The sequence below is a fragment of the Mobilicoccus massiliensis genome, assembly GCF_000826525.2.
Lineage (GTDB): Bacteria > Actinomycetota > Actinomycetes > Actinomycetales > Dermatophilaceae > Mobilicoccus > Mobilicoccus massiliensis.
Map to the genome: position 1 here is coordinate 85,372 of NZ_LN651324.1, position 9,148 is coordinate 94,519.

8 protein-coding genes are annotated in these 9,148 nt (G+C 68.8%); 1 reads left to right on the forward strand and 7 read right to left on the reverse strand.

The genetic code is table 11. From position 1 onward, the window contains the following. Positions 1–60 precede the first annotated feature (60 nt). Together BN1197_RS01380 and BN1197_RS01385 are read right to left on the reverse strand one after the other, a co-directional pair. Positions 61–681, reverse strand: coding sequence for a hypothetical protein (locus tag BN1197_RS01380; RefSeq protein ID WP_040155489.1), 621 nt, complete (start codon positions 679–681; stop codon positions 61–63). Beyond that, a complete protein-coding gene (locus BN1197_RS01385; protein WP_040155490.1) occupies positions 678–2,003 on the reverse strand; it encodes a glycosyltransferase in 1,326 nt (441 codons plus the stop codon). The genes BN1197_RS01380 and BN1197_RS01385 overlap by 4 nt, the downstream gene beginning before the upstream one ends. Before the next feature lie 186 nt (positions 2,004–2,189). Here BN1197_RS01385 and BN1197_RS01390 point away from each other — a divergent pair, with 186 nt between their 5' ends. Continuing rightward, positions 2,190–2,786 carry an acyltransferase gene (locus tag BN1197_RS01390; RefSeq protein WP_040155491.1) on the forward strand — a complete coding sequence of 199 codons (597 nt, stop codon included), beginning with the start codon at positions 2,190–2,192 and terminating at the stop codon, positions 2,784–2,786. A gap of 136 nt (positions 2,787–2,922) precedes the next feature. On the opposite strand, the gene BN1197_RS01395 is transcribed toward BN1197_RS01390, so the two are convergent. The 5 genes from BN1197_RS01395 to wecB all read right to left on the reverse strand — a co-directional run bounded on the left by BN1197_RS01395 (position 2,923) and on the right by wecB (position 9,147). Further along, entirely contained in the window at positions 2,923–3,627 is a 705-nt protein-coding gene (locus tag BN1197_RS01395) for a hypothetical protein (protein WP_141397171.1), read from the reverse strand. Between the two features lie 477 nt (positions 3,628–4,104). After that, positions 4,105–5,169 carry a glycosyltransferase family 2 protein gene (locus tag BN1197_RS01400; protein ID WP_040155493.1) on the reverse strand — a complete coding sequence of 355 codons (1,065 nt, stop codon included), beginning with the start codon at positions 5,167–5,169 and terminating at the stop codon, positions 4,105–4,107. A 173-nt stretch (positions 5,170–5,342) separates the two neighbouring features. Then, positions 5,343–6,701 carry a hypothetical protein gene (locus BN1197_RS01405; RefSeq protein WP_176489689.1) on the reverse strand — a complete coding sequence of 453 codons (1,359 nt, stop codon included), beginning with the start codon at positions 6,699–6,701 and terminating at the stop codon, positions 5,343–5,345. Continuing rightward, positions 6,649–7,785 (reverse strand): YveK family protein, encoded by a 1,137-nt coding sequence (locus tag BN1197_RS01410; protein ID WP_141397172.1) that lies wholly within the window; start codon positions 7,783–7,785, stop codon positions 6,649–6,651. Before BN1197_RS01410 ends, BN1197_RS01405 begins: the two co-directional genes overlap by 53 nt. 210 nt (positions 7,786–7,995) lie before the next feature. After that, positions 7,996–9,147, reverse strand: a complete 1,152-nt coding sequence (wecB, locus tag BN1197_RS01415) for a non-hydrolyzing UDP-N-acetylglucosamine 2-epimerase (protein ID WP_040155495.1) — start codon at positions 9,145–9,147, stop codon at positions 7,996–7,998. Position 9,148: the final 1 nt, after the last annotated feature.

Genomic DNA, 9,148 nt, shown 5'->3' on the forward strand with positions numbered 1-9,148 from the left:
CGCCGAACGGCATCCAGCACAGTGCCGGTCGGGCCACTTCCGTCGGCACCGGCGGGTCCCTCAAGGACGGCGTTCGCGCACAGCTCTCTTGGCCGAGACCATGTCGAGCATGATCGCCGGATGGGTCGTCCGCCGGGTGAGAACCCAGGCCGCCTTGCGAGAACGCACGTCGAAAGGCACGACGACGTCGGCCCATTCCGCGAGGTCGGCGGCGTCGGCGGACCGAGCGACCGCGATTGCGTAGTCCATCGCGACCCCGTCGGACTGTAGGCCGATGAGACGCCGCAATGCCTGTCCCCAGGGAGAACTGTTGCCGATCCGCCCGCGGACCTTGAACTTCGAGGGGATCCGACGCATCACCGGCGCCGTGTAGCGATCGCAGGCGCGCCGCAGGCGCCGGATTCGCCAGTCGAGAGCCCGCTGCATTCTCGATCGCGACGGAGTGGGCGCCGCGGCAGGAACACGCCGCTGTCCGGTTACGGCGGCGCGTTTGGGCTCACGGCGTCCCCAGAGCAGGTCCGGCCCGAACACGAGATGGTCCGCCAGGGGGAGGGGCACGCGCGCGTGGTTCCACGAGATGAGTGCGAGTTCGTCGTGCTCTTCCAGCCCGAGCTGCTGGCGCCAGGCAGCGACATGCGCGGAGGTACGGCTGCGCCCGGTGTCGACGACGACGACCTTCATGGAAGAACCTTCCTTTGCTGCACCATCTGTTTGAGGGCCTTGACCCTCGGTGTCATCTGCAGATCGCGGGAGTATCGGCGTGCGAACTCAGCACAGGCGCGTCGTGTGTCCTCGTCGGCGGTGCGGGCCCCGTGGGCGGCTGCCACGAGGGCGCTGGCGATGGTCTCCGGCTCGAGGTCGGTGACGCCGTACCAGAGGGGGTATTCGCTGAGTATGTCCGTCGCCGCGTTGCGCGGATCGTGTACCGAGACGATCGGCAACGCGCTCGCGGCGTACTCGAACACCTTGCCGCTCGTCACGTAGAGGCCGGAGCCGAGGATGAGCAGGCACACGTCGAACGAGTCGTACGTCTCCCGCACTCTCGCCTTGGGCACGGGCCCCTCGTAGGTGAGTCCGTACGGTTCCTGTTCCTGCACTAGCTTGCTGAGGCTGGGCGACGGCGCGGTGTAGAACCCGAGGTAGCCCCACAGTTGCGCGCGAGCGTCGGTCATGTCGCCGCCGGACTCCTTGGCCAAGCGCCAGGCCTCCGTGAACTGCTCGAGCGGCACCTTGGGGGACGCAGTTCCGATGTAGCCGAATGTGAGCGGGCCCTCGGACGGGGTGAGCCGGGGCGTGGGGGCGAAGTCGGGATCGTGGCCGTTGGCCACGACATGCATGCGGGGGGCGACAGCAGGGTGTCGCAATACGTGCCACTCGCGGATCGGATTATTGACGAACCAAACCTCACTGGCGCCGGCGAGCAGAGACTTCTCTATGCGGTCGACGCGGCTGTCCTCCGGATGAAGGAGGCCGCCGTCGAACACATCGAGCATCCAGGCGTCTCGATAGTCCATGACGTACGGGACGCCGTACTCCGCATTGAGCACGGCGGCCGCGCAGAAATCGACGTTGGGGTTCGCCGTCGCAACCGTGAGATCGATCGGATCCTCAGCGTGGATGCGTTTCGCCGCCTCCTCGATGCGGGGACGCCACGGCCCATAGCCAATCTCAGGAAAAGACACTCGGTCCTTGCGGATCCGCCAGCGCCGCCACAGGGGCCCCGCCCACATGCGAAGAGCCGACCAGTGACGCAGGTCGGTGTCCATGGCGGGCCAATCGAAGGGCACTCGCACCACCCGCACGCCGGGATCGACCTGCGCCTCGAGCGATTCATCGACTCCCGTGTACAGCTCGAACGTCTCCCGATCGGCAGTGATGACCGTGACCCGGAATCCTTCCCGCGCGAACGCGTTGACCGTGGCCAACGCGCGGTAGACGCCGCCTCCTCGAGAGGGCGGGAATCCCCATGCCACGTAGAGCATGTGCGGCGCGTCGGACGACATGGACGGACTCCTCAGGGGTGGGGTGCGAGCCTGGCTGCGCCGGCGTACGGATGCGCGTGACGCGACCTGATCCAGCGTATCCGGTGGTGGGAAGGGCACCGGGCACGCTGCGGTTCTTTGCAGTTCGCGCGTCCTACGCTTGGGGAAGCGCGGCCACCGCGCATGACCCGACCAGGAGGACCACCCGTGACCGTCCGTATCCAGCCCAGCGCCGACGTCTCCGAGGACGCGCAGATCGGCGACGGCAGCTCCGTCTGGCACCTCGCGCAGGTGCGCGAGCAGGCGGTGCTCGGTGAGAACTGCATCGTCGGCCGCGGCGCGTACGTCGGCACCGGCGTGCGTATGGGGGACAACTGCAAGCTGCAGAACTATGCCCTCGTCTACGAGCCGGCGGTGCTCGAGGACGGCGTGTTCGTCGGGCCCGCGGTCGTGTTCACCAACGACCACTACCCACGTTCGATCAGCCCGGACGGCACCCTCAAGCGCGGTGACGACTGGGAGGCCGTCGGAGTGACGTGCAAGCAGGGCAGCTCGATCGGAGCCCGGTCGGTGTGCATCGCGCCGGTGACCATCGGTGCGTGGGCCCTCGTCGCCGCCGGCTCGGTGGTGACCAAGGACGTCCCCGACCACGCGCTCGTCGCCGGCAACCCCGCCCGCCGCATCCGCTGGGTCGGCCGTGCCGGTGTGCCTCTCGAGGACCAGGGGGGCGGCGAATACCGCTGCCCCCAGACCGGGGAGACCTACCGAGAAGACGGCGAGACCCTCACCCTCCTCGACACCTGAAACGCACGCCGAGACAGCCGCCGTTTCCTTGACTCGGTAGACAGAACACGCCGAGACAGCCGCCGTTTCCGGCATGAGGGCGTTGAGCGGTCTCTGCCGAGGGCGCAAGGGCGGAAACGGCGGCTGTCTCGGCGTGTCAGGACGGGCGCCGTCGACGATTCCGCGCCGGCTGCGGGCGGATGTGCAGGACGGGCTGCACGTTGCAGGGGAGCTCCGGCACGAGGTCACGTAACCGGCGGGAGACCATGTGCCGGTTCTCGAGGAGCAGATCGTTGCCGACGAAACGTTCGACTCTGGCGCCAGTCTCGAGGATTGCTTGCTCCCGAATCTTCTGAGCGTCCATCGCGCCCGGCACCGTGTATTTCTCCTGCCCGTCGAACTCGACGATGGCGACCCGCTCGATCGATCCGGCAGGGAGGCGCCAGCCGAAGTCCGCGTAGTAGCGGCCCTGCGCCGTCTCGATGAGGAACTGAGGAGTGGGCGCGGGAAGCCCCTCGGCGATCGCGAGGCAGCGGACACGTGACTCCCCGGGGGATTCCGACAATGGATCGGCGTGTGCGAGCAGCACCCTCGCCTGCCGGCAGCCGCGCCTCGGGCCGTATTCCGACAATTGCGCCAACCAGCGGGCGCGGACGGGGGCCGCTCGCGCTTCGGCCTCACCGGGACGCGCACGATCGGGGTCCACGAGGAGACGAAGCGCGGAGTCGGCGGTCGCGAGCGCCCAATCGACGGGCAGCATCGTCACGCAGTCCAGCACGGTGCGGTCAACCGAGGTGACGCGAAGGCCGTCGACGTCCGTGACATCCTCGACACGCAGTTGCCGATGGTGCCGGATCAGCATGTCCTGCCGTGTCGAACTACCCGCACGAAACGGCTGCGTCACGTGAACGGCTTCGGTGCGCGGGACCCACATGCCGTGGACGATCGCAGCCGAGAGGTGACTGAGGACGATGTCGCGATGGAGACGAGTGGCGTCTGCTCGACACCGAGCCAGATGGAGAACCTCGGAGCGACGCCAGTCATCGCTGCCGAGCACAGGCCGGGGGAGGTACGCCCCGTGCTCGATTCGCAGGAGAGAACCGTCCTGGTGACCACGAGCGAGGATTCGAGGGTTCATGTCGCGGCTGAGCATCACGGCCGGGGGCGTCCACTGCATGGATGGAGCGTGTGCCGGCCGGGCGTGCAGGTGGGTTCGGCTACGGGGCGGCCTGTGGACGAGGGGGTGCGCCGAGACAGCCGCCGTTTCCGGCCCCGCGGGTCGCTTCGATCTCGCCGGCGGGAGGGAAGGGCCGGAAACGGCGGCTGTCTCGGCGGGTGGTCAACCGGTCTTGGGGAGGCGGGCGGAGGACTGGGCCGGTGGTCTGCGTAGGAGCAGACCCTCGAGGAAGCCCAGACCCCAGGCGTAGTGCATCGCCATGAACGCGGCGGGCAGGGACGCGGCGTCCACGGTGGGTGGTTGGTCGGTGTGGCGGCCCGAGGCACGCGGATCGTTCGCGAGGTCGCCGCGCTGCCGCCACACGTCGACGCCGGCCGCCGTCACCCCGAGGAGGTACGGCGAGTAGGCGGCCGCCGCCAGCCTGGGCCGCCGAGTCGCGAGCGCGGCCAAGGCGGCGGTTCCGACGACGGCCGTCGGAGCCGCGAGGTGCCGCAGGCGCATTCCCGCTCGCCCGTTCTTGCGGACCATCGCCGCCTTGCCTCGACCGTACCTGCGGTACTGGCGAAAGAGGTCGGGCACGTTCTCGCGCACATGCCAGTAGATGGCCATCTCAGGATCGAACGCGATGCGGTGCCCGCGCGCGAGGATGCGGTGGTCGAAGTCGACGTCCTCGTTGACGAGCAACGTCTCGTCCCAGCCGCCCACGTCCCGCGCGACGCCGGTGCGGTAGACGCCGAACGAGGCGTGGTCGGTCTCGCAGAACTCGGTGCCGAAGTGGTTGATCGAGTTGCCGACGCCGAACGGGCTGGACAGAGCGAGGGCCACCGCGCGGCCCTTCGGGGTGCGGGCGACGCCGAGACGAATGCCGCCGACCGCCGCCAGGCCGGAGTCCCGTCGCAGATGACCGAGCGCGCGGGCGATGTAATCGTCGCTCACGGCGGCGTGGCCGTCGATGCGGGCGACGAACTCCCCTCGCGCCTCGCGCAGCCCGACGTTGAGCCCGGCCGGGATGATCGACGCGGGGTTGTCGAGCAGACGCACCCGAGGATCGCGCGAGGCGATGTCCGCGACGATCTCGGCCGTGGCGTCGGTGGAGGGGCCGTTCATCACGAGCACCTCGAGATCGACCCCGTGCTCGGCCTGGGCGAGTGCGGACGCGATGGCGCCCGCGACTCCGGCCTCCTCGTTCAGGACCGGCATCAGCACGCTGACGTGCGGCTGTGACATGCGTTCCCTCGCTTCGTCTTGGGTGCGGATTCGTCAGGCTTCCGGTCGGCCGGTCGCCGCGTGAGGTGAGGGGACGCGGCCGCGCTCTGCGCCGGCGGGACAGGTGTGCCCGCGCAGTGCCGCCCGGGGTCGCCTCGACGTCGAAGCCGCGATCCCGGGCGCGGCGGAGGCCGTCACCACGATCGCCGATGTCGGCGAGGCGGTGACTCCCACGCCTCGACGTTGCTCGATGCGACTCCGGTTCCCGCCTCGACGTAGTCCCGTGGGGCCGGCGCCCACAGCATGACCACGACGAAAGCGGGGACGATGATCGGCTGCGCCGGCGGCTGGAGCAGGAAGAACTGCGCGAGCAACGTCGCCGACAGTGCCCGCTCGTGCGCCCGGAGGAACGGTGCGACCGCGAGTGCCACGAGGAGGAATCCGGCGACGATCCCGTAGTCGTAGAACATCTTGCCGACGAGTGGGGCGATGAGTCCGTCGGTGCCGCTGCCGTCGACGGCGCGGCTCGACGAGCCGGCCCCGAAGCCGACCCACACGGCCCACGGCTCCGACAGCCAGCGGGGAGCGAGGTAGACGTACGGCTCGAAGCTGCGCATCGCCGCGGAGGAATTGGCCTGACCCACCTCGGTGACACGCGAGACGAAGACCTGCCCGATGACCGTCGGAACGGCGACCGCGACCGCGATGGCGCCGGGGATCACGTACTTCTTGAGCAACGAGAACTGCCCGAGGAGCAGCATGGCGAGGACGCCGATGCCGATGATCGCGAACCCGGAACCGGCGACGGTCGTGAGCACCCCGAGGAAGATGTACAGCACCGTCCACACGCGGGCGCGGGTCAGCAGCGCCGTCATGAAGCACACGCCGAGGGTGTACGACATGAACGACGGCTCGAGCATGATCCAGCCGTTGGACTTGTAGATCGGGTTGCCGTAGACGATCGGGTAGCTGATCGCGAAGCCGTTGACGTGCAGGGACTCCGGCAGGAAGTCGAAGAGCCAGTCCCGGTAGGGGAGCCCGGCGACCTGGGAGAGCAGGAAGACCAGCGACAACGAGCTCAGCCAGATGCCGGCCTTGGTGACGGCCCGCATCAGGCGCCGGTACACGGGCCCGGAGCGGTCGGACATCATGAAGATGACCGGGAACCACATCGTCATCCAGAACAGCCAACTGTTCACGCTGATGACGGGCCGGTCGATGAACAGCACCTGCGGCAGCACCGTGGCCGAGGACGCGGCCGCGGCGGCGAGCCACAGCACCAGGCGTCGCTTCTCGAGGACGAGCGCCCCGACCCGCCAGGCCGCGAAGCACCACAGCACGGTGATGGGCACCGTGAAGGGGATGTCGAGGTTAGGGATCGAGATCCGCTGGAAGATGATGTTGAGGACGAACAGCCACATCACCCAGCGCACTTCGTCGACCCGGCGACCGCCGCGGCCGGTGATGACGCCCGGGGTCACCGGGGTCGCGCGGACGACCTCAGCCGTCGACGACGATGCAGATGCGGTCGCCGAACTGGTTGACATGCTCATCCAGCCACTCGAATCGGGTCTTGTGCGGACGTACCAGCACGAGGAGCATGGCGTGCTCGTCGCGTGCGGTGCGCTTGACGATGGCGCTCGTGAGCGGCGTCTGGAGCAGCGTGACGGTGCGCGGGCGACCGTCGGAGACGCCTCGGCCGAAGGTGGCCAGGTCGTCGGTGACCGCGACGTCGCGGCCGACGGCGTGGAAGCCCGCGGCAACCGGCTCGACCAGGCCGCGGACGGCGCCGGCGGGGGCGCGCACCCCGGTGAGGACGACCCGGTCGATATCGTCGGCCTCCATGCTCACGACGGCGGGCAGCTCGCGCGCCGGGACGAACTCGAGGTCGGGGTAGACGCGACGCATCTCGTTGATCGAGGACATCTGGCCGCGGCGACCGCCGAAGACGAGAGCGAGAGCGACGCCGGCGAGTAGACCTCCGAGCAACCCCATCGCGGCGAGCATGACCGTCGAGGGGCCAGCGGCCGTGTTCGCGTCGGCGCTCTGCAGCAATGCGAGGCGGCGCGACTGAGTGACGAGTTGTCCTTGTTGGTCGGCGAGCTGACCACCAAGACGCGCGACCCGCGCCTCCTCGGCGGCGCGATCGGCCAACGGCTGGCTCTTGATGAGGACCCCGGTCGTGCGCGTGAGCTCCTTGAGCTCGTCGTCGATACGCTTGTTGCTCGCGGCGATCGCGGCGTCGGCCACCGCGTTGGCCATGCTCGCGGCCTTCTCGGCGTCGCGATCGGTGGCCTTGATCGAGAGGAACGAGGTTCGCACGACCGCGCTCACCTCGGCCGCCTGCTGCAGGTCGGCCGGGCTCATGCCGAGCTTGTTCGCCGCGGCCTCGAACACGTCACGCGAGGACGCCTCGATGAGAGCGCTCTGCTGAGCGGTGGCCGTCATGTCGGTGTCGGGACTGCTGAACTGCACGTTGACGGTGGCTTCGGCGGACTTGGGCGCGGACACGCCCGCGAGCCCTCCCACGATCGCCCCCACGATGGCGAGGACCACAGGAATCCACCACCACCGGCGCAGTGTCGCCGTCAGTGACCGCCCCCACGGATCACGATTGTTCTCGGCCGATGTGGCCACGTTCTTCCCCCTTGTCGAGCCGGCATCGCGTGCACCAGAGCAGGCCGATGCACCGGGCCAGTCTAAATGCGTGTGTTCGCCTCACCAATTCGTCTTGGACGCATGCTCAAGAAGCGAGCCCCTGGTCACGGGTGCTGTTCCGCCCTCTCGTGCTTCGCGCCCCCATCGGCAGGTCACCGTAGGCTCGCAATCTGGAGGAGACCTGGGTGTTCAGGCCCGTTCCCGCAGCCCCGCCCACTGCCGGTGGCTGCGGTGGGTCGAGAGGATGAAGCGCACCGCACGCTGGGAGCAGTTGTCGACGTCGTAGTCGGCGGGGACCACGGCGTCGGTGCGGTGATCGGTCCCGATGGCGGCGACCGCGTCCCGGATGCCCTCGACCACCGCGGCGGGGTCGAGCCCGGTCATGACGATGGCCCCGGTGTCGAGCGCCTCGGGCCGTTCGATCGAGTCACGCAGCGTGACGGCGGGGAAATGCAGGAGGGAGGACTCCTCGCTGATCGTTCCCGAGTCCGACAACACGCACAGGGCGTCCTGTTGCAGCCGCACGTAGTCGATGAACCCCAACGGCGGATGGAACGTGATGCCCGACAGGTCGATCTCCTCCGCGCCCGGGCGCGCCGCGAGCAGGTCGAGGCGCTTGCGGGTGCGCGGATGCGTCGAGACGAGGACGGGGACGTCGAACGTGTCTCGGGCCGCGACGAGGCACTTCAGGAGCAGATGCAGACGGGCGGGATCGTCGACGTTCTCTTCGCGGTGCGCCGAGACGAGAAGGTAGCCGCGCGGATCCAGACCGAGATCGGCCGGCGCGGTGCTCGCCGCGAAGGCCTCGGCGTGATGGGCGAGGACCTCCTTCATGGGCGACCCGGTGAGCAGGATGCGGCGAGGGTGCAGCCCCTCGGCGAGGAGGTTGCGCCTGGCGTGCTCGGTGTAGACGAGATTGAAGTCGGCGACGTGATCGACGAGGCGACGGTTGGTCTCCTCGGGCACGTTCTCGTCGAAGCAGCGGTTGCCGGCTTCCATGTGGTACACGGGAATCCGCATGCGCTTGGCCATGATCGAGGCGATCGCGGAGTTCGTGTCGCCGAGGATGAGCACGGCGTCCGGGCGCTCGGCGGCGAGCACCTCCTCGGATTTGATGAGGGTCTCGCCCAGCACCCGCCCGAGGCTCGAGGTGTCGACCTCGAGGAAGTGGTCGGGGCGCCGGATTCCGAGCTCGTCGAAGAAGATGCCGTTGAGCTCGTAGTCGTAGTTCTGCCCGGTGTGGACGAGCACATGATCCACGGTCGCGTCCAGGCGCGCCATCACACTCGACAGGCGGATGATCTCCGGTCTCGTTCCGACGATCGTCATCACCTTGGTCATC